This window comes from Streptomyces curacoi, from assembly GCF_001513975.1.
In the GTDB taxonomy this organism is placed as follows: domain Bacteria; phylum Actinomycetota; class Actinomycetes; order Streptomycetales; family Streptomycetaceae; genus Streptomyces; species Streptomyces curacoi.
Map to the genome: position 1 here is coordinate 561,190 of NZ_KQ947989.1, position 25,878 is coordinate 587,067.

Consider the following 25,878-nt stretch of genomic DNA (forward strand, 5'->3'; position numbering starts at 1 on the left):
GCACGGAAAAGCACTTCCCTTCGACCGCACTCGATCCGGCACACTCACCCCCATGGAGACAGCCGAGTTCGTGCGAACCCTGGACCGCGAGGGTCAGCTGCTGGCGGCGGCCGCCGAGGAGGCCGGGGCCGACGCCAAGGTGCCGACGTGTCCCGACTGGCAGGTGCGCGACCTGCTGCGGCACACCGGTGTGGTGCACCGATGGGCCGCGGCGTTCGTCGCGGAGGGACACACCTCTCCCCGGCCCGTGGGCGACCCCCCGGACCTGGACGGCCCCGAGCTCCTGGCCTGGTACCGGGACAGCCACCGCCACCTGGTCGACGTCCTGACCGATGCCGCACCCGGCGTGGAGTGCTGGACCTTCCACCCCGCGCCCAATCCGTCACCGCTGGCCTTCTGGGCCCGGCGGCAGGCCCACGAGACGGCCGTCCACCGCTTCGACGCGCAGTCGGCGCGCGGCGGCACCCCGACGGGCATCGCGACGGAGTTCGCGGTGGACGGGATCGACGAGTTGCTGCGCGGGTTCCATGCCCGCGCCAAGAGCAGGGTCCGCACGCAGGAGCCGCGCGTGCTGCGGGTGCGGGCCTCGGACACGGGCGCCGTGTGGACCGTACGACTGTCGCCGGAGCCTCCCGTGGCCACGCGGGAGGAGTCCGGCGGGGACGCGGACGCCGAAGTGGCCGGTCCCGCCGCGCAGTTGTACCTGGCGCTGTGGAACCGGCTGCCGGTGCCGAGCGTGACGGGTGACCGCTCGCTCGCCGCGCTGTGGCGGGAGAAGTCGGCGATCGTCTGAGGCCGGTGACGGGCGGTCAGCCGGCCGGGCCGCCCGCCAGCATCCGCGTCAGCACCGCGCGCTGCACCGGCAGCACCTCACCGTGCAGCGTGCGCCCCTTCTCCGTGAGCGCCACACGCACGCCCCGCCGGTCCTCCGGGCACATACAGCGCTGGACGAGGCCGTCCTTCTCCAGCCGGGCGATCAGCCGCGACAGCGCGCTCTGACTGAGATGCACCCGCTCGGAGATCTCCTGCACACGGAACGACGCGACACCTCCCGGGCCCTTCGAGCCGCCCCGCGACGAGCCCTCGGCCAGGACGTCCAGGACCTCGAAGTCGCTGGCACACAGGCCGTGTCGGTGCAGTGCGCGGTCCAGCTCGCACTGCGTACGCGCGTGCAGCGCAAGGATGTCCCGCCACTGGTCCACCAGCGCCTGCTCGGCCTTCTTCGCCGCCATGGGCGCACCGTAGCAGAGAACCGGATTCGTTGCATCAGAATTAAATGCGTTTGCATCCCATGCATGCGCATGTAGTGTCTCCGGCATGACCTCTCCGCTCACCACCCCCGCGGCCCCGCCCTCGGCGGTTCGCTGGACCCCCCGGCTGTGGGGCACCCTGCTCGTGCTGTGCGCCGCGATGTTCCTGGACGCGCTGGACGTGTCGATGGTCGGTGTCGCCCTGCCGTCCATCGGCGCCGACCTGGGCCTGTCCACCTCGACCCTGCAGTGGGTCGTCAGCGGCTACATCCTGGGCTACGGCGGCCTGCTCCTGCTCGGCGGCCGCACCGCCGACCTGCTGGGCCGACGCCAGGTGTTCCTGGTGGCCCTCGCCGTCTTCGCGCTGGCGTCCCTGCTCGGCGGGCTCGTGGACTCCGGGCCGCTGCTCATCGCCAGCCGCTTCATCAAGGGACTGAGCGCGGCCTTCACGGCCCCGGCCGGACTGTCGATCATCACCACGACGTTCCCGGAGGGCCCGCTGCGCAACCGGGCGCTGTCCATCTACACCACCTGTGCGGCCACCGGCTTCTCGATGGGCCTGGTGCTCTCCGGCCTGCTCACCGAGGCCAGTTGGCGCCTGACGATGCTGCTGCCCGCGCCCATCGCCGTCATCGCGCTCGTCGCCGGCCTGAAGCTGCTGCCGCGCAGCGAACGCGAGCAGAACCACCGGGGCTACGACATCCCCGGCGCCGTCATCGGCACCGCCTCGATGCTGCTGCTGGTCTTCACCGTCGTACAGGCACCCGAAGTCGGCTGGGCCTCGGCCCGCACACTGCTGTCCTTCCTCGCCGTCGCCGCGCTCCTGACCGTGTTCGTCCTGGTCGAACGGCGCTCGCCGGGCCCGCTGGTGCGGCTGGGCGTGCTGCGCTCCGGCAACCAGATCCGCGCCCAGCTCGGTGCCATGACGTTCTTCGGCTCGTACATCGGCTTCCAGTTCCTGGCCACGCTGTACCTCCAGACGCTGCTCGGCTGGTCTGCGCTGCAGACCGCGCTCGCCTTCCTGCCCGCCGGCCTGCTGGTGGCGCTGTCCGCGGCCAAGATGGGCTCGATCGTCGACCGGTTCGGCACGGCGCGGCTGATCCCGGTGGGCTTCGCCCTGATGGTCGTCGGCTACGCGCTCTTCCTGCGCGTCGACCTCGACCCGGCGTACGCGGCGGTGATCCTGCCGAGCATGCTGCTCATCGGCGCCGCCTGCGCGTTGGTCTTCCCGTCGCTCAACATCCAGGCCACCAACGGGGTCGACGACCACGAGCAGGGCATGGTCTCCGGCCTGCTCAACACCTCGGTGCAGGTGGGCGGCGCGATCTTCCTGGCCGTCGTGACGGCGGTGGTCACCGCGAACGCCCCCGAGAAGGCCACCCCGCAGACCGTGCTCGACAGCTACCGGCCCGGGCTGGTCATGGTGACCGGCATCGCGGTCATCGGGCTCCTGATCACCCTGTCGGGGCTGCGCTCACGGAGCCGGCAGCAGTCCGTCGTCGTCGCGAAGTCCACCCTGCAGGAGGCGGAAGCGGACCGCGTACCCGTCCGCGACTAGGGGGACGCCTCCAAGGTGTGCCCGGCGGGGTTCGCTTGCCCGCCGGGCACACATTTGTGAAACTCGCCGTATGACTGGACACGGGGGACGGCGTGATCAGGCGCGCCGGGACGCGATCACCGTCGAGATCGGATACGCGCTGTGCAGCGCGGCGTTCGCGGCGGCCCTGCTGTTCGCAGCGGTGGCCGGACCGGCGTTCGTCTTCGCCCTGTCGGGCACCGCGCGCAGCACACTCATCGGCACGGGCGTCACGCTCGCGGCCGTCCTGTTCGTCGCCCGGGTGGTCAGCGTCCTGGTCCGCTTCGAGGGAGCGCCCCGGTTCGAGGGGGAGTCCCGGTTCGAGGGGGAGTCCCGGTTCGAGGGGGAGTCCCTGGGCGAGTCTCAGCCCAGCCAGCCCGGCCGTACCAACCCCGACTCGTAGGCGAGTACGACGAGTTGGGCCCGGTCCCGGGCGCCGAGCTTCACCATCGTGCGGCTGACGTGGGTCTTGGCGGTGAGCGGGCTGACCACCAGGCGGCGGGCGATCTCCTCGTTGGACAGCCCGATGCCGACCAGCGCCATGACCTCCCGCTCGCGCTCGGTGAGTTCGGCGAGGGTGTCCGCGGGCGCGGGCTCCTTGGAGCGGGTGGCGAACTCGGCGATCAGCCGCCGGGTCACACCCGGCGACAGCAGCGCGTCACCCTCCACCACGGCCCGTACGGCGCGCAGGAGTTCCTCGGGCTCGGTGTCCTTGACCAGAAAGCCGGAGGCGCCCGAGCGGATGGCCTCGAAGACGTACTCGTCGAGTTCGAAGGTGGTCAGCATGACCACCTTGACGTCCGCCAGGGCGCCGTCCTCGGTGATCCGGCGGGTCGCGGCGAGGCCGTCGAGGAGCGGCATGCGGATGTCCATCAGCACCACGTCGGGCCGCAGTTCGCGCACCCGGCGCAGGGCTTCCTCGCCGTCGGAGGCCTCCCCGGCCACCTCGATGTCGGGCTGCGCGTCGAGCAGCGCCCGGAAGCCGGCCCGTACGAGTGACTGATCGTCGGCGAGCAGTACGCGGATCACCGGTCCTCCTTGGTCGCGGCGGAGGCCGTCAGCGGCAGTACGGCGAGCACCCGGAACCCGCCGTCGGCCCGCGGGCCCGCCTCGATGGTGCCACCCAGCGCGGCCGCCCGTTCCCGCATTCCGGCCAACCCGTTGCCGCTGCCGCCGGCTTCGGCGCCGGTCGCCGGACCGTCGTCGTCGATACGCAACCGTAGCGTCGTCCCGTCGCCGTGCTCCAGGAGCACGCGTGCGTGCCGCGATCCCGAGTGGCGTACGACATTGGTGAGGGCTTCCTGGACGATCCTGAACGCGGCGAGGTCCGTGCCGGGCGAAAGGCGGGGCGGCTCGCCCTCGACCTCGACGGTGAGGCCCGCGCTCGCCGCCTGCCGCACCAGTTCCGGCAGGCGGTCCAGGCCGGGTGCGGGAGTGCGCGGTGCGTCGCCGGGGGTGCGCAGGGTGTCGAGGACCTGGCGGACCTCGCCGAGTGCCTCCTTGCTCTTGGCCTTGATGGTGGTGAGCGCCGTGCGGGCCTGCTCGGGGTCGGTGTCGAGGAGGGCGAGGCCGACGCCCGCCTGCACATTGATCACGCTGATGCTGTGCGCGAGGACGTCGTGCAGCTCACGGGCGATCCGCAGCCGCTCCTCGTCGGCCCGCCGCCGCGCCGCCTGCGCCCGCTCGGCCCGCTCCCGCGCCCACTGCTCGCGCCGGGTCCTGGCCAGCTCAGACACCGCCATGATCGCGGCGACCCAGGCGGCGATCACGCCCTCCTGCGTCCAGGAAGCGGCTGAATCCCCGGACGGCGGCAGCCACCGGTACAGCCAGTGCGCCACCAGGGCGTGCCCGGCCCAGAACACCCCGACCGCCGCCCAGGCGGCCCTGCGGTGCCCGGTGACGATGGCGTTGAAGCAGGCCGCGGCGACGGCCACGAAGACCGGCCCGTACGGGTATCCGGCGCCCAGATAGACCGTGGCGGCCACCGCCGACCCGAAGGCGACGGCCACCGGATACTGCCTGCGCCACAGCAGCAGTCCCGACGCCACGAGCAGCAGCGCGCGGGCGAAGAGGTCGAGAGCCGCCCGGTCGTCCTGCCCCTGGGCCGCGAAGTGCGAGCCGGCCACCACGAAGGCCGTGATCAGCGCGGTGGAGCGCCAGGGCCGACGAGGAGCGCGCTCCTCGTCCTCCCAGCGGTTCCACCACGGCGGCCCGTGCCGCCACCACATCGGCGGCCCGCCGCCCCGGCGGCCCTGCTGCTCGTCCATGTCCGCCACGCTAGACGCGATGGCCGCCGGGCGGCGTCACCCGCGCGTGGTGATCACACATACTCCCCGCGAAGTACGTCCGCCGGCCCGTCACTCCCTGGTCCTCAGCACTCCTGCGCCAGGCCGACGCCGTGGGCGAGTCGGGTCACCGCGTGCCGGAAGAAGGTCTCCCGGTCCTCCACGACCCGGTTGAACTGCCCGAACAGCTCGAACCCGACCAGCCCGTACAGCTGGGCCCAGGCCGCGACGAGCGCCGTCACCGTCTCCGGCGGCAGGTCGGGCGCGAGGTCGGCGGCCATCCGCTCGGCCTCGGGGCGCAGTCCGGCGGGCAGCGGGGGGCGGACCGGGCCGGGTCCCTGGTGGGCGTCGCGCGCGATGCCGATGAGGAGGAGGCCGACGCGGGAGGCGGCCGCAACCGTGGTGTCGGGTGCGGTGTAGCCGGGCACGGGTGAGCCGTAGATCAGCGCGTACTCGTGCGGATGCCCGAGCGCCCAGCCACGTACGGCCTCGCACACCGCCGTCCAGCGCCGTACGGGCCCGGCGTCCGCGACCTCGCGGTGCGCGGCCTCTGCGCCGGCGCCGAGGGAGTCGTACGCGTCGATGATGAGGGCGGTCAGCAGGTCGTCCCGGCTGGGGAAGTAGCGGTACAGCGCGGAGGAGACCATCCCGAGTTCGCGGGCCACGGCGCGCAGCGAGAGCTTGGCGGCGCCGTCGGCCGCCAGCTGTCTGCGCGCCTCGTCCTTGATGGCGGCGGTGACTTCCATCCTGGCGCGGGCACGTGCGCCCCTTGCGGTGCTGCTCATGTGCGGCAGTCTCCCACGAAAGGCAGAGCGGTGCACACATTCGAGAGCACTGCTCTTGCTCTGGGTCGCCGCTCTCGTGCACACTGCTCTCGAGCGAGAGCACCGCTCTCTCAATCTCTGGGGGTCACCATGTCGTCGCCGTACTACCTCAAGGGCAGTTCGCTGAACGTCCGCCTCAACAGCGTCATCGGCTGGCTGGCCCGGCGCGGGCTCAGCATCGCGGGCACGGCGGAGATGTCGGTGCGCGGGCGCAAGAGCGGCAGGATGCAGCGCATCCCGGTCAACCCGCACACCTACGACGGCGCGCAGTACCTCGTCTCGGCCCGCGGCCACTCCCAGTGGGTGCGCAACATGCGTGCCGCCGGGGGCGGGGAGCTGCGCGTCGGGCGCAAGGTCCGTGAGTTCTCCGCGGTGGAGCTTCCCGACGAGGAGAAGCTCCCGATCCTGCGGACCTACCTGGAGAAGTGGGGGTGGGAGGTCAACCAGTACTTCCAGGGGGTCACCGCGAAGTCCTCCGACGAGGAGATCATCGCCTGCGCGCCGGACCACCCCGTCTTCCGGATCACCCTCGTGAAGTGACCGGGGCTCGTCGTCGAGAGGTGACGGGGCCAGTCACCGAGAAGTGACCCGGGACCGCCGTCAGGAAGCGGCCTCGTCGCCCGTCGGCGCCGGTCGGCGGTCCAGCGCGGTCAGGGCGCGGTGGGCCATCGGGTGGGTGCGGACGATCTCGGCCAGCGACGTCGAGCCGCGGGTGATGTCCATGAACGCCTTCCAGGCCGGCCGGAAGCCGGTCAGCGCCGCGTGGAAGAGACCCGGCCGGCGTTCGAAGACGGTCAGCAGCCGCTTGCCGACGCTCATCTCGACACCGAGGCCCGCCTTGACCGCGAAGGCGTAGTTCAGGGCCTGGCGCCGGGTGTCCACCGCGTCGTGCGCCTCGGCGATCCTGACCGCCCACTCCCCCGCGAGCCGCCCCGACCGCAGCGCGAACGAGATCCCCTCGCGCGTCCACGGCTCCAGCAGACCCGCCGCGTCACCGCACACCAGCACGCGCCCGCGCGACAGCGGCGAGTCGTCGGCACGGCACCGCGTCAAGTGGCCGGAGGAGATGCTCGGTTCGAACCCGGAGAGCCCGAGGCGCCCGATGAACTCCTCCAAGTACCGCTTGGTGGCGGCCCCTTCACCGCGCGCCGAGATCACCCCGACCGTGAGCGTCTCCCCCTTGGGGAACACCCAGCCGTAACTGCCGGGAATCGGGCCCCAGTCGATGAGCACCCGCCCCTTCCAGTCCTCGGCGACCGTCTCCGGCACCGGGATCTCCGCCTCCAGGCCGAGATCCACCTGGTCGAGCTTCACCCCGACGTGTGCTCCTATCCGGCTGGCGCTGCCGTCCGCGCCGACGACGGCCCGCGCGAGCAGCGTCTCGCCGCCCTGCAGGACGACCGCGACGCTGCGCCGGTCCGGCACCGCCGAGCCGTGCTGCTCGACGCGCTGGACGGTGACGCCCGTGCGCAGCTCGGCGCCCGCCTTCTGCGCGTGCTCGACCAGCTGCTGGTCGAACTCGGGCCGGTTGATCAGCCCGAACAGCATCTGCTTGGAGCGGCGGGTGCGGGTGAAGCGGCCGTTGTTCGAGAACGTCACCGCGTGCACCCGGTCCCGGAAGGGCAGTTCGAAGCCGGGTGGGAGCGAGTCGCGCGAGGGGCCGATGATGCCGCCGCCGCATGTCTTGTAGCGCGGCAGCTCCGCCTTCTCCAGCACCAGCACGCGCCGCCCGGCGACCGCCGCCGCGTACGCGGCCGACGCTCCCGCGGGTCCCGCGCCCACCACGACGACGTCCCACACCTGCCGCACGTCGTCCGCCGAAGAGTTCTCGCTGCTCACGATGGTCTACTGCTCCCGATCAAGCCGCCGCCTGCTGCTGTCCCTGGCATCCTACGGCGGGCGTCGTCGCAGCCCGCTGTGGGAGGATCACAGCACTCATACGTACAACGTCGCACCCACAAGGAGCGTGCCCATGTCGTCGAATCCGGTCGCCGAGACCGTCGCCTCGCTGATGCCCAGGGCGAAGGCGGAGCTCACCGAACTGGTGGCGTTCAAGTCGGTGGCGGACTTCGACCAGTTCCCCAAGAGCGAGAGCGAGGGCGCCGCCCGCTGGGTCGCCGACGCGCTGCGCGCCGAGGGCTTCGCGGACGTGGCCCTCCTCGACACCCCCGACGGCACGCAGTCGGTGTACGGCTGCCTGCCCGGCCCCGAGGGTGCGAAGACGGTCCTGCTCTACGCCCACTACGACGTACAGCCCCCGCTGGACGAGGCCGCCTGGAGCACCCCGCCCTTCGAGCTGACCGAGCGCGACGGCCGCTGGTACGGACGCGGCGCCGCCGACTGCAAGGGCGGTCTGATCATGCACCTGCTCGCGCTGCGCGCGCTGAAGGCCAACGGCGGCATACCCGTCCACGTCAAGGTGATCGCCGAGGGCTCGGAGGAGATGGGCACGGGCGGTCTGGAGCGGTACGCCGAGGAGCACCCGGACCTGCTGGAGGCCGACACCATCGTCATCGGCGACGCGGGCAACTTCCGCGTCGGCCTGCCGACGGTGACCTCGACGCTCCGCGGCATGACCCTGGTCCGCGTGCAGATCGACACGCTCGAAGGCAACCTGCACTCCGGCCAGTTCGGCGGCGCCGCGCCCGACGCGCTCGGCGCGCTGATCCGCGTACTGGACTCGCTGCGCGCCGACGACGGTTCGACGACGGTGGACGGGCTGACCGGCGAGTGGTCGTGGCAGGGGCTGCAGTACGACGAGGAGCAGTTCCGCGCGGACGCCAAGGTCCTGGACGGGGTCGAGCTGATCGGCTCCGGCACGGTCGCCGACCGCATCTGGGCGCGTCCGGCCGTCACGGTCCTCGGCATCGACTGCCCGCCGGTCGTCGGCGCCACTCCGTCCGTGCAGGCGAGCGCGCGTGCGCTGATCAGCCTGCGGGTGCCGCCGGGGGTGGACGCGGCCGAGGCGACCAAGCTGCTCCAGGCCCACCTGGAGGCGCACACGCCGTGGGGCGCCCGCGTGCGCACCGAGCAGATCGGCCAGGGACAGGCGTTCCGCGCCGACACCAGCAGCCCGGCCTACCAGGCGATGGCGGACGCGATGGCGGTGGCGTACCCCGGCCAGGAGATGCAGTACGCCGGCCAGGGCGGCTCGATCCCCCTGTGCAACACCCTCGCCGCGCTCTACCCGCACGCGGAGATCCTCCTCATCGGCCTGAGCGAGCCGGAGGCCCAGATCCACGCCGTGAACGAGAGCGTCTCCCCGCAGGAACTGGAACGCCTTTCGGTCGCCGAGGCGCTGTTCCTGCGCAACTACGCGGCGAGTTGAGGGGCCGCGCGGTGAAGCGCTCGGACACTGTTCCCGGAGTACGTGCCGTAGACCCCGCGTGAGCGGCTCCACACCGAGCCGCGCGCGGACGGCGCCGAGGCCGCCGGTGCCCTGGCCGAGCAGGAGCCCGCTCCGACGGCGTGCGGCCCGAGGGTTCCCGCGGGCCGCCGCCGACATCATCGTCCGGTACGAGCCCTCGCCGCCGCCGCGGGCGACTTCAACGGGGGCGGCGGGGGCGCTGGTTCAGGGCCTTGCAGCCCCTGCGGTGCAGGGCCATGGAACCCGGCGGTTCAGGGCCTTGGAACCCCGGCCTCCAGATAGAGCGCCGCCCCGCGTTCACGCGCCCGCAGCGCCCAGCGCAGCCGCTCGTAGCGCACCGGCGGCAGCAGATCGGCGGCCTCCTCCTCGGTGACGAAGCGCCAGTCGCGCAGCTCGGGGCCGGGCAGCAGGACGCGCTCGGCCTCCGCCGAGTCGAGGCGGCCGCCGTCGTAGAGGAGGCGCAGACCGCCGTATCCCGGGGGCGAGGGCCGCTCCCAGTCGACGACGAGCAACTGCGGTACGTCGTCCAGGTGTATCCCCGTCTCCTCGGCCACCTCGCGCATGCCGGCGCGCGCGGGTGCCTCGCCGCGTTCGACGACACCGCCGGGGAACTCCCAGCCGGCCTTGTAGGTGGGGTCGACGAGCAGCACCCGGTCCTGCTCGTCGAAGAGCAGGACCCCCGAGGCCAGGGTCTCGGCCGTGGGCTCGGGCGTCTGCACGATGTCGCAGACGGGGACCGTACCGCTGCCGACGGCCTCGGCGATCCGGGCCGCGGTCTCGTACGGGGTCAGGCCGCTGTTGTCGACCGGATAGGCGTCGGCGGTGAGCCAGGAGGCGAGCGCCGCGCGGTACGGCTCGATGTGGTCGTACGACCACTGCCGGACCCGTATCTCGCCGTCGGGCAGGTCGGGCGGGATCTCCCGCCCGGCTATTCGCTCCCGCAGGATCGTTTCCGCCGGAGCGAGGAGGACATGCTGGACGGTGATGCGGCGTGCGGCGAGGCCGCCGAAGATCTCGTCGCGGTACTCCTGGCGCAGCAGGGTCATCGGGACCACTAGGGTCCCGCCGAGCTCGGCGAGCAGCGCGGCCGCCGTGTCGATCACGAGACGTCGCCAGATCGGCAGGTCCTGGAAGTCACCGACCTCGGTGAGGTGTTTGGGCGGAAGCAGGTGGTTGAGTGCTCCGCCGATGACCTCGGGGTCGAAGAGCGTGCTGTTCGGGATCAGCTCGATCAGTTCGCGTGCGGTGGTGGTCTTCCCCGCACCGAACGCGCCGTTGATCCAGACGATCACGTTTCCCCCTCTTCTGTTGGCCCCCTGTGGCTTGCCCGCTCCACCCTGCCACGGAAACCAGTTCCAGTAGAGAGCGCACGACAGCGGCGCCGGTACCCCTCGGGTGCGGGGCACCGGCGCCGCTAGGTCGAGTCGGTGGGCTCGTCAGCCGTTCTTGCCGTTCTTGCCGTGCTTGCCATGAGGGGCGTTGTTCACAGCCCGGTCCGTTTCACGGTTGATGGCCCGGCCGAAGGTGTCCAGGGCTTTGTCCACATCGATGCCGGCGAGCTTGGTCTTACCGCCGGTGGTGAGGGCCTTACCGCCCATGCCAAGGGTCTTCCCGCCGGTGAGGGCAGGGATCGCCGCGTCGGTGCCGGGGGCACTGGACGGGGTGACCACCGCGTCACCGTCGGCGCCATGGGACGGGGTCACCGCCGCGACGACGAACCCGGTGGCGAGGGAGGCGATGGCAAGCATGCTGCGCTTCTTCATGGCCGGTTCAACTGTCGAAACGGCGCCGGAGTCACGCCCGCCCTCCGGGTGATCGGTCCGGTGACGGAATTCCGGCCAGGGCCGCCCCCTATGAAACCGGCGTTGCCGCATGCGCAGGCGGAGATCGTCGGGCGCCTCTCAGCCGTGAGTACCACGGGAGGCGGGCGCCCACGGGGTGTGGCTCGTCGCCGGCAAGGGCTGCGACAGCATTACTTCCAGCCACGGGAACTGGGCGGCAGCGCGGCCGAGTTGCCGAGGCGCCTGAGTCCGGCAGTCCCCACCGGCGGACCACCTGAGGGCGCCTCGGCAACCAAGCGGAGCCGCTCGGGACGCCCGGCCCCGGCCTGGAGAGGCCCATCCCGGCCGGGCGGAAGCCCGCCGGCCGCCGGGACGCCGAGCCAAGGGCAGGGCCGATACAGGGAGAACGTTCCTGCCCGGCCCCTCAGACCGCCGCCGCGTCCGTCCTCCCGGCGAGCGCGGCCGCGGCGGCCCCCACCAGCCCGGCGTCCGTGCCCATCTGGGCCGGCGTGATCGTCAGGCGCTGGACGAAGGACAGGGTCGCGTAGTCGTGGAGCGCCTTGCGCAGCGGCGTGAAGAGGACGTCGCCCGCCTTGCCCACTCCCCCGCCGATCACGGCGATGTCGATCTCGACGAGGGTCGCGGTGGCCGCGATCCCGGCGGCCAGGGCCTGCGCGGCCCGTTCGAAGGAGGCCACGGCGACCGGGTCACCGTCCCGCGCGGCGGCGGCCACGGCGGCGGCGGACGTGTCGCCGTCCGGGCCGGGCAGCCAGCCGTTCTCCAGGGCGCGCCGGGCGATGTTGGGGCCGCTGGCGATGCGTTCCACGCAGCCGCGCGAGCCGCACGGGCACGGGTCGCCGTCCAGCTCGACGCAGATGTGGCCGATGTGGCCGGCGTTGCCGGTGGGGCCGGGGTGCAGCCGGCCGTTCAGCACCAGGCCGCCGCCGACGCCCGTGGAGACGACCATGCAGAGCGCGTTGGCGTGCCCCCGCGCGGCTCCCTGCCAGTGCTCGGCCGCCGTGATGGCCACGCCGTCGCCGATGAGCTCGACGGGCAGGCCCCCCGCCGCCTCCCGGACCCGCCGGACCAGCGGATAGTCGCGCCAGCCGGGCACGTTCACCGGACTCACGGTGCCCGCGGAGGCGTCCACCGGCCCCGCGCTGCCGACACCGACGGCCGTGGCGCGTCCCCACAGGGGCGATGCGGTCAGCTCGCCGACCACCTCCTCGACGGCCCGCATCACCGTCTCGCCGTCCTCCCGCGCGGGCGTCGCGCGCTGGGCCCGGACCACGATCTGGCCGTGGCCGTCCACCAGCGCTCCGGCGATCTTGGTACCGCCGATGTCGAGCGCAGCCACGAGGTCGGTGTGCATCAGTGTCAGTTCTCCCCGTCAACCATTGGGATCTCCCCGTCGAACCATGGGGAATGGGCGAGCCGGTCTCGCGGTGGGGGGCGCAGGCCGGAGATTGCGGTGGACAGTGTCTCGTGGATCTGACAACGTTGTCCAGGGCCTATGCTCGACGCCACATCCTCATACAAACCCATGGACCGACGCATCCCCCGTGGACGACAGGACAGGACACCGCATCGTGCCCGAGACCATCCGCCGATCCGACCGCCTTCCCGAATCCCGCTACGGCAACCGTCCCACCATGAAGGACGTCGCTGCGCGTGCCGGAGTCGGACTGAAGACCGTCTCGCGCGTGGTCAACGGTGAGCCCGGTGTCACCCCGGAGACGGAGCGTCGCGTCCAGGAGGCCATCGACGCGCTGGGTTTTCGCCGCAACGACAGCGCGCGGGTGCTGCGCAAGGGCCGTACGGCGAGCATCGGCCTGGTCCTGGAGGATCTGGCGGACCCGTTCTACGGCCCGCTCAGCCGGGCGGTCGAGGAGGTCGCCCGGGCGCACGGTGCCCTGCTCATCAACGGCTCCAGCGCCGAGGACCCGGACCGCGAGCAGGAGCTGGCGCTGGCGCTGTGCGCGCGGCGCGTGGACGGGCTGGTGATCATTCCGGCCGGTGACGACCACCGGTATCTGGAGCCCGAGCTGAAGGCGGGCGTCGCCACGGTCTTCGTCGACCGGCCGGCCGGGAAGATCGACGCCGACTGCGTGCTGTCCGACAACTACGGCGGCGCCCGTGACGGAGTCGCCCACCTCATCGCCCACGGCCACCGCCGGATCGGTTTCATCGGCGACATGCCCCGCATCCACACGGCCGCCGAACGGCTGCGCGGCTATCGGGCCGCGATGGAGGACGCGGGCATACCGGTGGCGGACTCCTGGATGTCCCTGGGCGTCACCGATCCACAGCGGGTGCGCCGGGCGGCCGAGGAGATGCTCTCCGGCTCCTCCCCCGTCACCGCGATCTTCGCGGGCAACAACCGTGTCACGGTCACCGTGATCCGTGTCCTCGCCGAGCAGACGCGCCGCGTCGCCCTCGTCGGCTTCGACGACATCGAGCTCGCCGACCTGCTGCAGCCGGGCGTCACCGTGGTCGCCCAGGACGCGGCGGCGATCGGCCGCACCGCCGCCGAGCGTCTGTTCCGCCAGCTGGACGGCACCCTGGTCACCCCCGAACGCATCGAGCTGCCCACGCGGCTGATCACCCGCGGTTCCGGCGAGCTGCCGCCGGCGGACTGAGCGGCCCGTGGCGGACCGCACGCTGGAGGCGCAGGGCCTGGCCGAGGCGCCGCGCGAGCATCCCCTGCTCTACCCGGGCGCGTGGCCCGAGGACTCCTGCCTCCTCGACGGGAACCGACTGCTGCCCCTCGACCGGCTGGTGTACGACGACCGGGTGCCCGTGCTCGCGGTCGGCTCCAACGGCTGTCCGGGCCAGCTCCGGCACAAGATGGCCGAGTTCGGGATCACGGCCCCCATCCCGATGGTAAAAGCGCGGGTCACGGGTATCGATGTCGGCGTCTCGGCCCATGTGAGCCGGATGGGATACGTGTCGGCCTCCCCCTTCGACGCACCCGCTGTCGTACGGGAGTTGTTCCTCATCTGGCTCGACGCCGAGCAGTTGGCGGTCATCGACGCGACCGAGGGGGTGCCGCTGCCGAACGGCAACTACCAACGCGCCTGGCTGGCCGCGCCCGAGGTCCGGATCGACCTGGCGGACGGCACGGCGCTTCCGGGGGCTTTCGCGTACGTCAACCGCCACGGGGTGTTGCACAACGGGGACGGCGGGCCCCGCACCCACCCGGGTCAGCGGGCCCTGCTCACCGAACTCCTCGGGACGTCGGCCCGCTTACGGGAGCTGTTCGGTGTGACGCCCGAGCAGTTCGTCGCGCGGGCGCGTGCCGACGCGCTGCTGTGCGAGCGGGGCACCCGGCTGTTGGCGGAGGAGAAGCTGGTGACGGTCTCCGGCCTGGAGAAGTACGTACGGGATCAGCAGACCGGGAGGCCGGGCACCGGCTCGTCGTTGTTGCCGCCCTCGATGTAGACATCGCTGACGAAGACGTTCGAGTTGCCGCTGTCGTCGTCCGTCTTGGCCCACCAGACATTGGTCCACTCGCCGTATGTCTCGCGGCGGCCCAGATTCTGCTGGCAGTAGAAGTAGTTGGTGCCCGCGTTGAGGACGCCGACCTCGGTGCCGGAGGCGGTGTAGGACTTGGCCTGCTTCCAGACCTGGCAGTTGTACTTGCCGCCGCCGATGGCGGAGCAGGACGTGCCGGGTGTGGTGCTTCCGCCTCCGCCCGTGGTTCCGCCACCGCCTGTGGTTCCGCCACCGCCCGTCGTACCGCCGTCGCCGGAACCACCGCCCGTGCTGCCCCCGTCGGTGCCGCCCCCGCCCGAGGTCTTGGTCGGGGAGGAGGCGGTGGGCCGGTCCGCGGGCTCGGCTCCCGCCGTGCGGCTCGGGGACCTGGTCGCGCCGGGGGACTTCTCCTCGTCGCTCTTCCCGGTCGGGCCGGCGTCGCCCGAGCGGTCGGCGTCGGGGCTGCCGGTCGCCGGGGCGGACGTGCCCGTGGAGGTGACGGAGGACGTGTCCTGCGCCTCGGCCTTGGCGTCGTCCGTGTTGTGGAGCAGGGCGACGGTGACCCCGCTCGCCGCGAGGACGACGGTCACGGCAGCGGCGGCGAGCAGGGCGCGGCCCTTGCGCCGGGAGGAGGTGCCGGAGGACGTGGCCATCGGGCCGGTGGGGTGCGGGTCGTGCGGCTGCGGGGCCGGGCTGCCGAAACCCTGCGGGGGCCCGCCGTACGGCCCCGGCGCACTGCCGTACGACGACACGGCCGGCTGCCCCGGGGCGCCGTGGCCGTGCCCGGCCGGACCGGGATGACCGGCGGCGCCGAAAGCCTGGGCCGGCGGCGTGCCCGGGCCAGGACTCGCGGGGCCGTTCGCGCCCTGGCCCGCGGTCCCGAAGCGCGGTGCCCCGGGCAGGTCCGACGCGGGCACGCCCTGCCCCGGCGTGTCCCCGCCCTGAGTCCCCGGCGTGCCCGGTCCCTGGCCGCCGTACGCCGGTCCGACGGGCGCTGTGGGCGCGGCTGCCCCGAATGACTGCCCGTCTGCGTTCGGCGCCGTCGTGGGCCCGGGCGGAGGCGGCACCGAGGGGACGCTGCGCTCCGTCTCGTCCCGCACGGGTCCGGAGCCCTCCGGCCCCCGCAGCGCCGCCGTCGGCACGTCCGTACCGCCCGGCTCCGCCACCGCCTGGAGGAGTGCCCGCGCCTCGTCGGCCTCGGGACGGGACTCGGGCCTCTTGTCCATGAGCCGCTGGAGGACCGGGCCGAGCGGCCCGGCGTTACGAGGCTCGGGCAGGGGCTCGCTGACGATCGCGGTGAGGGTGGAGAACGTCGACGTACGACGGAAGGGCGAGGAGCCCTCGACGGCCGCGTACAGCGTGGCGCCCAGGGCCCAGACGTCGGAGGAAGGGCCCGGGTCGGCGCCCTGGGCGCGCTCGGGGGCCAGGTAGTCGAGGGAACCGACGAGTGCGCCGGTGCGGGTCAGGTGGGTGGCCTCACCGTCGCCCGGGTCCTCCATGGCGGCGATGCCGAAGTCGGTCAGGACCACACGGCCGGAACTCTCCAGCAGGATGTTGCCCGGCTTCACGTCGCGGTGCAGGACGCCGACCGCGTGGGCGGCGGCCAGCGCCTCCATGACCTTGGCGCCGATACCGGCCGCCTCCCGCGGGTCGAGGGTGCCGCGCTCGCGCAGCACGGCCTCCAGGGAGGGGCCGTCGACCAGCTCCATGACGATCAGCGGGCGTCCGTCGATCTCGGCGATGTCGTGCACGGCGACGACGCCGGGATGCCGCACCCGGGCCGCCGCGCGGGCCTCGCGCTGCATCCGCAGCCGCAGATCCGCGAGTTCGGGACCGTCGGCGTCGGTGTAGGTGCGCAGTTCCTTGACGGCGACCTCACGGCCGAGGACCTCGTCGACGGCCCTCCAGACGACGCCCATGCCACCGCGCCCGAGCTGGGCCACGACCCGGTAGCGCCCGGCCAGCAGCCGGCCGGCCTCGTCCGCCTGTCCGTACTCCCCCGAAGACACCCCTGCCCCGTTCCTGTGACCCGTCAATGCGTGGCGTACAGACTACGGGGCAGGGGTGACGGCGCCGGCCGGTGGTGGCGGCTGTGACCGGCCCGCTACTTGCCGGAGATGGTCAGGTCTCCGCGCCGGGGCGCCGCGAAGCCCTCCAGGTCGGCGCGGGTCAGGCCGGTCAGCCGGGCGACCTCGGCGATGTCGAGGGCGCCGCAGTCCAGGCCGCGCAGCAGATAGCCGCTGAGGGCCTTGGCGGTGGCGGGCTCGTCCATGACGTCGCCGCCGGCGCGGTTGGCGTACCGCGCGAGGCGGCCGGCCGCCTGCTCGAAGCCCTCGCGGTAGAAGGCGAAGACGGCCGCGTACCGGGTCGGGATGTGGCCGGGGTGCATGTCCCAGCCCTGGTAGTAGGCGCGGGCCAGGGCGCGGCGGGTGAGGCCGTAGTGCAGGCGCCAGGCGTCGTGGACCTTCTCGGTCGGGCCGACCGGCAGGACGTTCGTCGAGCCGTCCGAGACGCGTACGCCGGTGCCCGCCGCCGCGACCTGCATGATCGCCTTGGCGTGGTCGGCGGCCGGGTGGTCGCTGGCCTGGTAGGCGGCGGAGACGCCGAGGCAGGCGCTGTAGTCGAAGGTGCCGTAGTGCAGGCCCGTGGCGCGGCCCTCGGCGGCCTGGATCATGCGGGCCACCGTCGCCGTGCCGTCGGTGGCGAGGATGGACTGGCTGGTCTCGATCTGGATCTCGAAGCCGATGCGGCCGGGCTCCAGTCCCTGCGCCTTCTCGAAGGCCTCCAGCAGCCGCACCATGGCGGTGACCTGCTCGGCGTACGTCACCTTGGGCAGGGTGAGCACCAGCCCCTCGGGCAGTCCGCCCGCCTCCATCAGGCCGGTGAGGAAGATGTCGAGGGTGCGGATGCCCCGCTCCCGTACCGGTGCCTCCATGCACTTCATGCGGATGCCCATGTACGGCGCCGCCGTGCCGTTCCGGTACGCCTCGGCGATGAGCCGTGCCGCGCGGGCCGCCGCCTCGTCCTCCTCGGCGTCCGGCCGGGGGCCGTAGCCGTCCTCGAAGTCGACGCGCAGGTCCTCGATCGGCTCGCGCTCCAGCTTGGCGCGCACGCGCGCGTGGACGGGCTCGGCGAGCTCGTCGGACAGGCCGAGGACAGCGGCGAAGGAGGTGGCGTCCGGAGCGTGTTCGTCGAGCAGCGCCAGGGCCTGGTCGCCCCAGGTGCGGAGGGTGTCGGCCGCGAAGACGTCACCGGGGACGTACACGGTGTGGACGGGCTGGCGGGTGCCGGGGTCTCCGGGGTACCGCCGCTCCAGCTCGGCGTCGACCGGCGCGAGGGAGGCGCTGATCTCCTCGCTGACGGCGCCCGCGAGGCTCGTCGACACCTTCTCCTGCTGGCCCTGACCCATCCCACACCCTCCTGTTTTCCGCTCTGCGGAATCAACAATCCGTAGAACGAAGTTATCCGGGGACCTTCCGGATGGTCAACACCATGTCCACGGGGAGCCACTCCCCCATCTCGCCATGTTCACGCCCACCTCGTGGGGCGGTATCACACTTCCGTACGCACGCCCCGCACGACTCGTCCGGCAGTTCCCACCGAAGGAGCGTCAGTGCCGAACCACAGCCGAGTCACGCGCCGTCTGGGCCTGAAGGCCGCGTTGGCCACGGCCGTCACCGTGCCCCTCTCCAGTACAGCACTGCCCAGCTCGTCCGCCTCGGCGGGCGAACGCCCGGCCCGCCGGCACCTGAGGGTCATGTCCTTCAACCTGCGCTTCGCGAGCACCACCGAGCCCAACAGCTGGGCCGCGCGCCGACCGGTGATGCGCGCGCTGCTGCACCGCGAGGCCCCGCACATCATCGGGACCCAGGAGGGCGTCTTCCCGCAGCTGCTCGACATCGACTCCGACCTCGGCCCGCGCTACGACTGGGTGGGCACCGGCCGACTGCACGGCAGCCACGACGAGTCCATGGCGGTGTTCTACGACTCCCGGCGCCTGCGCCCGACCGCGTACGACCACTTCTGGCTCTCCGACGCCCCGGACGTGATCGGCTCCAACACCTGGGGCGCGGCCTTCCCCCGTATGGTCACGTGGGTCCGCTTTCGCGATCTGGCCGACGGCGGACGGGAGTTCCACGTCCTCAACACCCACCTCGACCACGCGAGTCAGTACGCGCGCGAGCGCAGCGCCTCGCTCATCGCCGAGCGGCTCGCCGGGTTCGAACGGTCGCTTCCGATGGTGGTGACCGGGGACTTCAATGTCGCCGCGCACAGGAACACGGTGTACGACACGCTGCTCGGCGCCGGTCTCGTGGACACCTGGGACACCGCACGCGAGCGCAGCGCGCTGTACGGGACCTTCCATGGCTACAAACCGCTGACGCCGAACGGCGACCGCATCGACTGGATCCTGACCACGCCCGGCGTCACGGCGCATCGGGCGTCGATCAACACGTTCTCCGACGACGGCCAGTTCCCGAGCGACCATCTGCCCGTGCAGGCGTCCCTGAGCCTGGGATGAACGCCCGAGGCCCCCGTGACCGTCGGTGCGGTCACGGGGGCCTCGGTGTGTCCGTCGAGGATCAGCCCTTGCGGGTCTTGATCTCGTCGGTGAGCTGCGGGACGACGTCGAAGAGGTCGCCGACCACGCCGTAGTCGACCAGGTCGAAGATCGGGGCCTCGGCGTCCTTGTTGATCGCCACGATCGTCTTCGAGGTCTGCATACCGGCCCGGTGCTGGATCGCGCCCGAGATGCCGGAGGCGATGTACAGCTGCGGGGAGACCGACTTACCGGTCTGGCCGACCTGGTTGGTGTGCGGGTACCAGCCCGCGTCGACGGCGGCACGCGAGGCACCGACGGCCGCGCCGAGGGAGTCGGCGAGCGCCTCGATGATCGCGAAGTTCTCCGCGCCGTTGACACCACGGCCACCGGAGACCACGATCGCGGCCTCGGTCAGCTCCGGACGGCCCGTCGACTCACGGGCGGTGCGGCCGGTGATCTTGGTGCCGGTGGCCTTGTCGGAGAAGGTCACGCTCAGGGCCTCGACCGCACCGGCGGCCGGGGCAGCCTCCACGGCGGCCGAGTTCGGCTTGACCGTGATGACCGGGGTGCCCTTGGAGACACGGGACTTGGTGGTGAAGGACGCGGCGAACACCGACTGGGTGGCCACCGGGCCCTCGTCGCCGGCCTCCAGGTCGACGGCGTCGGTGATGATGCCGGAGCCCAGACGCAGCGCCAGACGCGCGGCGATCTCCTTGCCCTCGGCGGAGGACGGCACCAGCACCGCGGCCGGGGAGACGGCCTCGACGGCGGCCTGCAGGGCGTCGACCTTCGGGACGACCAGGTACTCGGCGTACTCGGCGGCCTCGTGGGTGAGGACCTTGACCGCGCCGTGCTCGGCGAGCGTGGCGGCGGTGTCGACGGCGCCGTCGCCCAGCGCGACGGCGACGGGCTCGCCGATGCGGCGGGCCAGGGTCAGCAGCTCCAGGGTGGGCTTGCGGACGGCACCGTCCACGTGGTCGACGTAGACGAGAACTTCAGCCATGGGATTGCTCTCCTGCGGATTGCGAAGTCTGAGGGGCGGTAAGGGGGTTGAGCCTCGACAGAGGTCCCTTTAGATGAACTTCTGGCTCGCGAGGAACTCAGCGAGCTGCTTGCCGCCCTCGCCCTCGTCCTTGACGATCGTGCCGGCGGTGCGGGCCGGACGCTCGGCCGCGGCGTCCACGACGGTGTAGGCACCCTCCAGACCGACCTCCTCGGCCTCGATGTCGAGGTCCGACAGGTCCCAGGACTCCACCGGCTTCTTCTTGGCGGCCATGATGCCCTTGAAGGACGGGTAGCGCGCCTCGCCCGACTGGTCGGTGACCGACACGACGGCCGGCAGGGAGGCCTCCAGCTGCTCGGAGGCGGCGTCGCCGTCCCGGCGGCCCTTGACCGTGCCGTCCTCGACGGAGACCTCGGACAGCAGGGTGACCTGCGGGACACCCAGCCGCTCGGCCAGCAGGGCCGGTACGACGCCCATGGTGCCGTCGGTGGAGGCCATGCCGGAGATGACCAGGTCGTAGCCGGCCTTCTCGATCGCCTTGGCCAGGACCAGGGAGGTGCCGATGGCGTCGGTGCCGTGCAGGTCGTCGTCCTCGACGTGGATGGCCTTGTCGGCGCCCATGGACAGCGCCTTGCGCAGCGCGTCCTTGGCGTCCTCGGGGCCCACCGTCAGGACGGTGATCTCCACGTCGTCGTCGGAGTTCTCGGAGATCTGCAGCGCCTGCTCGACCGCGTACTCGTCGAGCTCGGAGAGCAGACCGTCCACGTCGTCCCGGTCGACGGTCAGGTCATCGGCGAAGTGCCGGTCGCCAGTGGCGTCGGGCACGTACTTCACGGTGACAACGATCCTCAAGCTCACGCCGGCTCTCCTACTGCGTCGACATTTCTCTGCTGCCTACTTGCAGGCAGCATAGGCGCCCCAAGTGGCCGATCCCGTTCGGGGCGACCCGCGCTCCGAGCGAAATATTACTCGTCAGTACACCCAGTTCGTTCCCGCTAAGCAAGCGCTTTGAACTGTGACCTTTGCAACGCAGCGTAATCGGAATTCGACTGCTTCGCAGAACGGCGGACAGGCTGATCGGTCACATCGGCCCGGTGAGGTCAGTCACGCAAGCCGTTGAAGCGGCCCTGGTGATAGAGGAGAGGACGCCCGGGGCCGGTGGGGTCACCGAGGACGACCTCGGCCAGCACGATGCGGTGATCGCCCGCGGGCACCCGCCCCACGATCCGGCACACCATCCAGGCCAGGACGTCGTCGAGCAGGGGCACGCCTTCGGGGCCCTCGCGCCAGGCGGTGGCCGGGCCGAAGCGATCGGCGCCGCTGCGGGCGAAGGTGGCGGCCAGCTCCTGTTGGTGCTCGCCCAGTATGTGGACGCCCACGTGGTCCGTTGCGGCGATCGCCGGCCAGCTGGAGGCACCGGTGCCGATCCCGAAGGAGAGCATCGGGGGCTCGGCGGAGACGGAGGTGAGGGAGGTGGCGGTGAAGCCGACCGGGCCCGCCGCACCGCGCGCGGTGATCACTGCCACTCCGGCGGCATGGCGCCGGAAGACGGAGCGGAGCAGGTCGGGAGAGGCGAGCTGGGTGGTGGCGAGGCCGGACGTGGCCGTCATGGAGTTGTCCTTCTGCGAGGGGAGGCGTGCGGACCGAGGGCTGTTCAACAGACCGGACAGCGCGCGCTCGCGGTGCGGACCAGGTCGACGTGGGCCCGTCCGAAGAGAAGGAGTTCCTCACACATACGGTCAGGCTGACGATAGGTGGTGCGCACAGTCAAGTAGGTCCCAGGATGTGGGAGATGACTCACCCTCGCGTCACGGCCCCTCAGACCGCCTCACCCAGCGCGGCGATCACGTCCGCCTTGCGCGGCTGACCGGTGGCACGCCGTACGACGTTGCCGTCGGCGTCGAGGACCAGCACGGTCGGCGTCTTGAGGATGTCGAGCCGGCGTACGAGGTCCAGATTGTCCTCGGCGTCGATCTCGATGTGGGTCACGCCCGGCACCATGCCGGCCACCTCGCCGAGCACGCGCCGGGTGGCCCGGCAGGGCGCGCAGAAGGCGCTGGAGAACTGCACGAGCGTGGCGCGCTCGCCCAACTCCTCGCCCAACTCGGCCGCCGCGAGCCGTTTTCCGTCGTCCCGCCCGCGCACCCGTACTCTCCCGCTCCGCCGCCGCTGCAGCACTCCGTAGGCGCTCGCCACCGCGAGCACCACCACGCACACCACCAGTCCGGTCATCACCCTGCCCAAGCGTTCACGAGACTGCAAAGATTCCCGGCTCCCCGGAAACCTTTCCCCTACGGAATGCTTGGTTCATGGACATCGATGTGAGGGGGCCGCGCTTCGGGGCGGCCGTGACGACCGTGGTGCTGGCGGTCGTGCTGGTCACTTCAAGCGCCTGGCTGCTGGCCTGGCAGACGCTGGCGTTCGCGCTGGGCGCGGCGGGCGGGGTGGGCCGTTCGCCGTACGGCTGGCTGTTCCGCAAGGCCGTCCGGCCCCGGATCGGGCCGCCGACCGAGTTCGAGGCACCGCAGCCGCCGCGGTTCGCTCAGGCGGTGGGGCTGGCCTTCGCGGTCCTCGGGCTGGTCGGGTACACGCTCGGGCCGGCCTGGCTGGGACTCGCCGCGACCGGGGCCGCGCTCGCGGCGGCCTTCCTGAACGCGGTCTTCGGGTACTGCCTGGGGTGCGAGATGTACCTGCTGGTGCGGCGGTTGACGGTGCGCGTCGAGTAAAGGCGGTTCCAAAAACCGAGGTGGATCAAGGGGTGACGTGACGAGGATCTCGCCGTTCCCCGGCACTTGGGCTTGGCCGTCAGCCGTTCTTGGGGCACGATCTGCGACAAGCCGTAAACCTACGGCTGCGTAGCTTCCCACTGGGAGCCTCCTTCCCAGGCAGAGAAGGAAGGGTCCGTTCCGTCCATGGCAGAGCTTGTCTACCGTCCCGTCGTCGGTTTCGCCCAGACATTGTTCAAGGCGTGGGACCTCAAGATCGACTGCAAGGGATCGGAGAACATTCCACGCTCGGGCGGCGCCGTGCTGGTGAGCAACCACATCAGCTATCTGGACTTCGTCTTCAACGGGCTGGCGGCGCTCCCGCAGAAACGACTCGTGCGCTTCATGGCGAAGGAGTCCGTCTTCCGGCACAGGATCTCCGGTCCGCTGATGCGCGGCATGAAGCACATCCCCGTCGACCGCAAGCAGGGTGAGGCGGCATACGCCCACGCGCTGGACTCGCTGAGGTCCGGCGAGGTGGTCGGCGTCTTCCCGGAGGCCACGATCTCGCAGTCGTTCACGCTGAAGAGCTTCAAGTCGGGCGCCGCCCGGCTGGCCCAGGAAGCGGGCGTGCCGCTGATCCCGATGGCCGTGTGGGGCACGCAGCGGCTGTGGACCAAGGGCCACCCGCGCAACTTCAAGCGCAGCCACATCCCGATCACGATCCGGGTCGGCGAGGCGATCGAGGCGTCCAAGGACAAGTACGCGGGTGCGATCACCCGGCAGCTGCGCGAGCGCGTCCAGGAACTCCTGGAGGCCGCCCAGCGCGCCTACCCGGTGCGGCCCAAGGACGCCAACGACACCTGGTGGATGCCGGCCCATCTCGGCGGCACGGCACCGACGCCGGAGCAGGTACGCGAGACCGAGGCACGCTGAGCACGGCTCCCGGCCGGGGGCAGGTTGCAGTAGCGGCCCGCTCCGAGGTCCGCCAGGAGCCCCGGCCGCGTGGGCTGCCGGGCCAGTAGCTCTGAGGTGAGCGCACTGTGCACGGGGGCGGTGGCCGCCAAGGGGGCGCCGAGGCGGTCCGCCGTGTCCACGCGAGGGGTCGAGGTCACCGCCAGATTTTCAGGGAGCGGCCGAGGAGCTCGGCGATGTCCCGCACCCGCACGCCCTCGTCATCGATGCCGTGCGGCCTGCTGCCCGGGGCAGCCGCCTTCGGGCCGACCGGAAGAGACGGAGACGGGCGGCATCGACGCGGCGCACGGCGGCCGGCGGTTGGAGCCGGTGCCCGGGTAGGTCGACACGCCCTTGTCGCGGGCGGTCTCGATGGGATGCGGGACGAAGCCGTCGTCGCCCTCGCCGTGCACCGACGGTGGGAGCCGCACCACCGAGCCATATACGCCCCGCTCGACGAACGCGAAAGCGGCCTGCTCCGGCGTGCGGGGCACCGCGTGCGTGCGGTGACGACGAGGGACGGTCACTGCCCCCCGAGCGCCTCGCCCATCGCCTCGATGGCACGCCGGTCGGCCTGCGCGGCGGCCGGGCATTTTCGCCGAGTCACGGATGAACGCCAGATGCCAGATGGGCGACGCAGGTGGCCGCCCCGCCGTCACGACGCCGGCGAGTGCACCGTGATCCGCGCCCCGGGGCTGAACTTCTCCAGCAGCTCGGCGAGTTCGGCCGCCGCGGCCACGGCGTCGGCGACCGGCATCGGGGCCATGCTCTCCAGGAGGAAGATGCCCGAGGTGGTCTCCTCGGTGAGCCGGGTGCGCGGCCCCTGGCGCCAGTTCCAGCGGCGGCAGGTCACGCCCGCGTCGTCGCGCCAGACCACTTCGCCGGCGTCCGGGTGCTCCACGACCTCCTCGCCGCCGGCCACGGTCACGAAGTCCTCGTCCCCGGTGGCACGCACCAGCCGCATCCCGCCCCGGATGCGGTCGATGTCCTCGCCGCCGACGGGGATGAGGTGGGCGACGCTGATGGCGTTGTAGACGTCGACGAGGAGGTTGATGCGCGGCAGCCCGGCCTCCGAGAGAGCCCGCTTGGCCAGCGCCTCCGCCGAGTTGCGGGTGCGTGACGGCTTCGACCCGAACGCCGTGTACACCTCGCGCCAGGCCGCCATGTGCGGGTCCTCGTGCGGAGCGCGCCCGTCCAGGCGTACGGCGAGGCGGCGGGCCGCGTCGTCGAGGAGCGCGGAACCGGCGTCGGTGCTCGGGCCGTTGACGAGCCCGTGCGCCTCGACTGCGACGTGGGTGAAACCGGGCGCGAGGGTGCGCACCTCGTCGGACACGGTCAGGGAGAGGGTCATGGCCTGCCTCAGAGTGCGGTGGGAAGCGTCTTCCACAGGTACGGCCGGTCGGGGGCGGCCTTGAGGACGCTCAGCACGGCCGGGTGCGGTTCAGCATACAGGACCGGGTAGTCCAGCTCATTGGACTCGGGGTCGGGCGTGAAAGCCAGCCGCTCGCCGTCGAGCGAGAACTGGGCGTCCACGCCCGGCTTGTTGCCCCGCGGGTCCTGCCGGTGCCAGGCACCGTTGAACCGCACGGCGACCAGACCGTGCACCACGTCGAACCGCTGGTAACACAGGGCGGTCGGGATGTCCTCGGCCCGCAGCAACGCGGCCAACGCGTGGGCCTTGGCGTAGCAGATGCCGGTCCCCTGCTCCAGAACGTCGGAGGCGCGCCAGGTGACACGGAGATCGCCGGAGTCCTGGGAGTGCGGAATCGCGTCACGCACGAACTCGAACGCCGCGCGCGCATATTCATACGAGTCCGCCACCCCGTCGGCGAGCCTGGCGGCCGTCTCGCGAACGAGCGGATGATGATGGTCTATCACTTCGTCAGCAGCCAAGTAGGCGTACAGATCAGGGGTTTGCTGGATCATCTGCATGGCAGCAGAGCGTAGGTCGCAGCCCGAACGGGAGTCAATTATTTTCCTGAAGCAGGAATAAATATACAGCTCCGCTCCGTTCCAGAAGAACGGCCGAACTTCGCCGCAACCACCCGCTCGGCTACAACCCCGCTCCCCTGCCACGGGTCTCGGCCACCGACCGGATCATCGACAAGGGGGAAGT

Annotated in this window: 27 protein-coding genes; 10 read left to right on the top strand and 17 right to left on the bottom strand. The window is 71.9% G+C overall.

Annotated features, from left to right (window positions below):
* Positions 1-52: 52 nt before the first annotated feature.
* Entirely contained in the window at positions 53-793 is a 741-nt protein-coding gene (locus tag AQI70_RS22555) for a maleylpyruvate isomerase family mycothiol-dependent enzyme (protein ID WP_062152883.1), read from the top strand.
* 16 nt (positions 794-809) lie between these two features.
* Here the strand turns inward: AQI70_RS22555 and AQI70_RS22560 are convergent, their stop codons facing one another.
* Positions 810-1,232, bottom strand: coding sequence for a MarR family winged helix-turn-helix transcriptional regulator (locus tag AQI70_RS22560; protein ID WP_062152886.1), 423 nt, complete (start codon positions 1,230-1,232; stop codon positions 810-812).
* A gap of 85 nt (positions 1,233-1,317) precedes the next feature.
* Between AQI70_RS22560 and AQI70_RS22565 the strand changes: the two genes are divergently transcribed.
* Entirely contained in the window at positions 1,318-2,808 is a 1,491-nt protein-coding gene (locus tag AQI70_RS22565) for an MFS transporter (protein WP_062152888.1), read from the top strand.
* A gap of 70 nt (positions 2,809-2,878) precedes the next feature.
* Complete coding sequence (locus AQI70_RS22570) at positions 2,879-3,229, top strand: DUF6332 family protein (RefSeq protein WP_062152889.1); 351 nt, start codon at positions 2,879-2,881, stop codon at positions 3,227-3,229.
* On the opposite strand, the gene AQI70_RS22575 is transcribed toward AQI70_RS22570, so the two are convergent.
* The 3 genes from AQI70_RS22575 to AQI70_RS22585 form a co-directional block, all read right to left on the bottom strand.
* Entirely contained in the window at positions 3,190-3,855 is a 666-nt protein-coding gene (locus AQI70_RS22575; protein WP_062152891.1) for a response regulator transcription factor, read from the bottom strand. The genes AQI70_RS22570 and AQI70_RS22575 overlap by 40 nt on opposite strands.
* Positions 3,852-5,093: a sensor histidine kinase gene (locus AQI70_RS22580; protein WP_107117063.1), complete on the bottom strand. Its 1,242-nt coding sequence runs from the start codon at positions 5,091-5,093 to the stop codon at positions 3,852-3,854. Before AQI70_RS22580 ends, AQI70_RS22575 begins: the two co-directional genes overlap by 4 nt.
* Positions 5,094-5,197: 104 nt before the next feature.
* Positions 5,198-5,896 (bottom strand): TetR/AcrR family transcriptional regulator, encoded by a 699-nt coding sequence (locus AQI70_RS22585; protein WP_062152895.1) that lies wholly within the window; start codon positions 5,894-5,896, stop codon positions 5,198-5,200.
* 129 nt (positions 5,897-6,025) lie between these two features.
* Between AQI70_RS22585 and AQI70_RS22590 the strand changes: the two genes are divergently transcribed.
* Entirely contained in the window at positions 6,026-6,475 is a 450-nt protein-coding gene (locus tag AQI70_RS22590; protein WP_062152897.1) for a nitroreductase family deazaflavin-dependent oxidoreductase, read from the top strand.
* 60 nt (positions 6,476-6,535) lie between these two features.
* Here the strand turns inward: AQI70_RS22590 and AQI70_RS22595 are convergent, their stop codons facing one another.
* Positions 6,536-7,774 carry a geranylgeranyl reductase family protein gene (locus AQI70_RS22595; protein WP_062152899.1) on the bottom strand — a complete coding sequence of 413 codons (1,239 nt, stop codon included), beginning with the start codon at positions 7,772-7,774 and terminating at the stop codon, positions 6,536-6,538.
* 133 nt (positions 7,775-7,907) lie between these two features.
* Between AQI70_RS22595 and AQI70_RS22600 the strand changes: the two genes are divergently transcribed.
* Entirely contained in the window at positions 7,908-9,263 is a 1,356-nt protein-coding gene (locus AQI70_RS22600; protein WP_062152901.1) for a dipeptidase, read from the top strand.
* Positions 9,264-9,553: 290 nt separating this feature from the next.
* On the opposite strand, the gene AQI70_RS22605 is transcribed toward AQI70_RS22600, so the two are convergent.
* The 3 genes from AQI70_RS22605 to AQI70_RS22615 form a co-directional block, all read right to left on the bottom strand.
* The gene (locus tag AQI70_RS22605; protein WP_062152904.1) at positions 9,554-10,594 is read right to left on the bottom strand and encodes an NUDIX hydrolase; all 1,041 of its coding nucleotides are present in this window, start codon (positions 10,592-10,594) and stop codon (positions 9,554-9,556) included.
* 144 nt (positions 10,595-10,738) lie between these two features.
* Positions 10,739-11,065, bottom strand: a complete 327-nt coding sequence (locus AQI70_RS22610; protein ID WP_062152906.1) for a hypothetical protein — start codon at positions 11,063-11,065, stop codon at positions 10,739-10,741.
* Positions 11,066-11,507: 442 nt separating this feature from the next.
* Positions 11,508-12,455, bottom strand: a complete 948-nt coding sequence (locus tag AQI70_RS22615) for an ROK family protein (RefSeq protein ID WP_062152908.1) — start codon at positions 12,453-12,455, stop codon at positions 11,508-11,510.
* Positions 12,456-12,672: 217 nt separating this feature from the next.
* Between AQI70_RS22615 and AQI70_RS22620 the strand changes: the two genes are divergently transcribed.
* On the top strand, positions 12,673-13,722 hold the full coding sequence (locus AQI70_RS22620) for a LacI family DNA-binding transcriptional regulator (RefSeq protein WP_062152910.1): 1,050 nt from the start codon (positions 12,673-12,675) through the stop codon (positions 13,720-13,722).
* A 7-nt stretch (positions 13,723-13,729) separates the two neighbouring features.
* The gene (locus tag AQI70_RS22625) at positions 13,730-14,524 is read left to right on the top strand and encodes a hypothetical protein (RefSeq protein WP_062152912.1); all 795 of its coding nucleotides are present in this window, start codon (positions 13,730-13,732) and stop codon (positions 14,522-14,524) included.
* Here AQI70_RS22625 and AQI70_RS22630 read toward each other — a convergent pair.
* A complete protein-coding gene (locus AQI70_RS22630; protein WP_062152914.1) occupies positions 14,470-16,566 on the bottom strand; it encodes a serine/threonine-protein kinase in 2,097 nt (698 codons plus the stop codon). The two genes, AQI70_RS22625 and AQI70_RS22630, sit on opposite strands and share 55 nt — an antisense overlap.
* 95 nt (positions 16,567-16,661) lie before the next feature.
* Positions 16,662-17,966: a DUF6986 family protein gene (locus AQI70_RS22635; protein WP_062152916.1), complete on the bottom strand. Its 1,305-nt coding sequence runs from the start codon at positions 17,964-17,966 to the stop codon at positions 16,662-16,664.
* A 204-nt stretch (positions 17,967-18,170) separates the two neighbouring features.
* On the opposite strand from AQI70_RS22635, the gene AQI70_RS22640 reads away from it, so the two are divergent.
* Positions 18,171-19,079 carry an endonuclease/exonuclease/phosphatase family protein gene (locus tag AQI70_RS22640; RefSeq protein ID WP_062152918.1) on the top strand — a complete coding sequence of 303 codons (909 nt, stop codon included), beginning with the start codon at positions 18,171-18,173 and terminating at the stop codon, positions 19,077-19,079.
* A gap of 61 nt (positions 19,080-19,140) precedes the next feature.
* Here the strand turns inward: AQI70_RS22640 and AQI70_RS22645 are convergent, their stop codons facing one another.
* The 4 genes from AQI70_RS22645 to AQI70_RS22660 form a co-directional block, all read right to left on the bottom strand.
* Positions 19,141-20,103: an electron transfer flavoprotein subunit alpha/FixB family protein gene (locus AQI70_RS22645; RefSeq protein WP_062152920.1), complete on the bottom strand. Its 963-nt coding sequence runs from the start codon at positions 20,101-20,103 to the stop codon at positions 19,141-19,143.
* Positions 20,104-20,172: 69 nt separating this feature from the next.
* The gene (locus AQI70_RS22650) at positions 20,173-20,961 is read right to left on the bottom strand and encodes an electron transfer flavoprotein subunit beta/FixA family protein (RefSeq protein ID WP_037890920.1); all 789 of its coding nucleotides are present in this window, start codon (positions 20,959-20,961) and stop codon (positions 20,173-20,175) included.
* Positions 20,962-21,203: 242 nt separating this feature from the next.
* Positions 21,204-21,713, bottom strand: coding sequence for a flavin reductase family protein (locus tag AQI70_RS22655; protein WP_037890918.1), 510 nt, complete (start codon positions 21,711-21,713; stop codon positions 21,204-21,206).
* A 208-nt stretch (positions 21,714-21,921) separates the two neighbouring features.
* A complete protein-coding gene (locus AQI70_RS22660) occupies positions 21,922-22,335 on the bottom strand; it encodes a TlpA family protein disulfide reductase (RefSeq protein ID WP_062152922.1) in 414 nt (137 codons plus the stop codon).
* A gap of 77 nt (positions 22,336-22,412) precedes the next feature.
* On the opposite strand from AQI70_RS22660, the gene AQI70_RS22665 reads away from it, so the two are divergent.
* Complete coding sequence (locus AQI70_RS22665) at positions 22,413-22,829, top strand: DUF4395 domain-containing protein (RefSeq protein WP_062152924.1); 417 nt, start codon at positions 22,413-22,415, stop codon at positions 22,827-22,829.
* A gap of 186 nt (positions 22,830-23,015) precedes the next feature.
* Entirely contained in the window at positions 23,016-23,744 is a 729-nt protein-coding gene (locus tag AQI70_RS22670) for a lysophospholipid acyltransferase family protein (RefSeq protein WP_062152926.1), read from the top strand.
* A 239-nt stretch (positions 23,745-23,983) separates the two neighbouring features.
* On the opposite strand, the gene AQI70_RS22675 is transcribed toward AQI70_RS22670, so the two are convergent.
* The 3 genes from AQI70_RS22675 to AQI70_RS22685 form a co-directional block, all read right to left on the bottom strand.
* On the bottom strand, positions 23,984-24,289 hold the full coding sequence (locus AQI70_RS22675) for a Rossmann-fold NAD(P)-binding domain-containing protein (RefSeq protein ID WP_159042700.1): 306 nt from the start codon (positions 24,287-24,289) through the stop codon (positions 23,984-23,986).
* A 128-nt stretch (positions 24,290-24,417) separates the two neighbouring features.
* A complete protein-coding gene (locus AQI70_RS22680; RefSeq protein WP_062152930.1) occupies positions 24,418-25,113 on the bottom strand; it encodes a B3/B4 domain-containing protein in 696 nt (231 codons plus the stop codon).
* Between the two features lie 8 nt (positions 25,114-25,121).
* Positions 25,122-25,694 (bottom strand): transglutaminase domain-containing protein, encoded by a 573-nt coding sequence (locus AQI70_RS22685; RefSeq protein WP_062152932.1) that lies wholly within the window; start codon positions 25,692-25,694, stop codon positions 25,122-25,124.
* Between the last annotated feature and the right edge of the window lie 184 nt (positions 25,695-25,878).

What these genes read in the sequence shown, in the direction of transcription:
- AQI70_RS22585 (WP_062152895.1), bottom strand. Translation starts at nt 5,896, where the DNA reads ATGAGCAGCACCGCAAGGGGCGCACGTGCCCGCGCCAGGATGGAAGTC.
- AQI70_RS22610 (WP_062152906.1), bottom strand. Translation starts at nt 11,065, where the DNA reads ATGAAGAAGCGCAGCATGCTTGCCATCGCCTCCCTCGCCACCGGGTTC.
- AQI70_RS22655 (WP_037890918.1), bottom strand. Translation starts at nt 21,713, where the DNA reads ATGACGGCCACGTCCGGCCTCGCCACCACCCAGCTCGCCTCTCCCGAC.
- AQI70_RS22615 (WP_062152908.1), bottom strand. Translation starts at nt 12,455, where the DNA reads ATGCACACCGACCTCGTGGCTGCGCTCGACATCGGCGGTACCAAGATC.
- AQI70_RS22565 (WP_062152888.1), top strand. Translation starts at nt 1,318, where the DNA reads ATGACCTCTCCGCTCACCACCCCCGCGGCCCCGCCCTCGGCGGTTCGC.
- AQI70_RS22685 (WP_062152932.1), bottom strand. Translation starts at nt 25,694, where the DNA reads ATGCAGATGATCCAGCAAACCCCTGATCTGTACGCCTACTTGGCTGCT.
- AQI70_RS22680 (WP_062152930.1), bottom strand. Translation starts at nt 25,113, where the DNA reads ATGACCCTCTCCCTGACCGTGTCCGACGAGGTGCGCACCCTCGCGCCC.
- AQI70_RS22645 (WP_062152920.1), bottom strand. Translation starts at nt 20,103, where the DNA reads ATGGCTGAAGTTCTCGTCTACGTCGACCACGTGGACGGTGCCGTCCGC.
- AQI70_RS22665 (WP_062152924.1), top strand. Translation starts at nt 22,413, where the DNA reads ATGGACATCGATGTGAGGGGGCCGCGCTTCGGGGCGGCCGTGACGACC.
- AQI70_RS22580 (WP_107117063.1), bottom strand. Translation starts at nt 5,093, where the DNA reads ATGGACGAGCAGCAGGGCCGCCGGGGCGGCGGGCCGCCGATGTGGTGG.
- AQI70_RS22670 (WP_062152926.1), top strand. Translation starts at nt 23,016, where the DNA reads ATGGCAGAGCTTGTCTACCGTCCCGTCGTCGGTTTCGCCCAGACATTG.
- AQI70_RS22560 (WP_062152886.1), bottom strand. Translation starts at nt 1,232, where the DNA reads ATGGCGGCGAAGAAGGCCGAGCAGGCGCTGGTGGACCAGTGGCGGGAC.
- AQI70_RS22590 (WP_062152897.1), top strand. Translation starts at nt 6,026, where the DNA reads ATGTCGTCGCCGTACTACCTCAAGGGCAGTTCGCTGAACGTCCGCCTC.
- AQI70_RS22600 (WP_062152901.1), top strand. Translation starts at nt 7,908, where the DNA reads ATGTCGTCGAATCCGGTCGCCGAGACCGTCGCCTCGCTGATGCCCAGG.
- AQI70_RS22635 (WP_062152916.1), bottom strand. Translation starts at nt 17,966, where the DNA reads ATGGGTCAGGGCCAGCAGGAGAAGGTGTCGACGAGCCTCGCGGGCGCC.
- AQI70_RS22570 (WP_062152889.1), top strand. Translation starts at nt 2,879, where the DNA reads ATGACTGGACACGGGGGACGGCGTGATCAGGCGCGCCGGGACGCGATC.
- AQI70_RS22660 (WP_062152922.1), bottom strand. Translation starts at nt 22,335, where the DNA reads ATGACCGGACTGGTGGTGTGCGTGGTGGTGCTCGCGGTGGCGAGCGCC.
- AQI70_RS22555 (WP_062152883.1), top strand. Translation starts at nt 53, where the DNA reads ATGGAGACAGCCGAGTTCGTGCGAACCCTGGACCGCGAGGGTCAGCTG.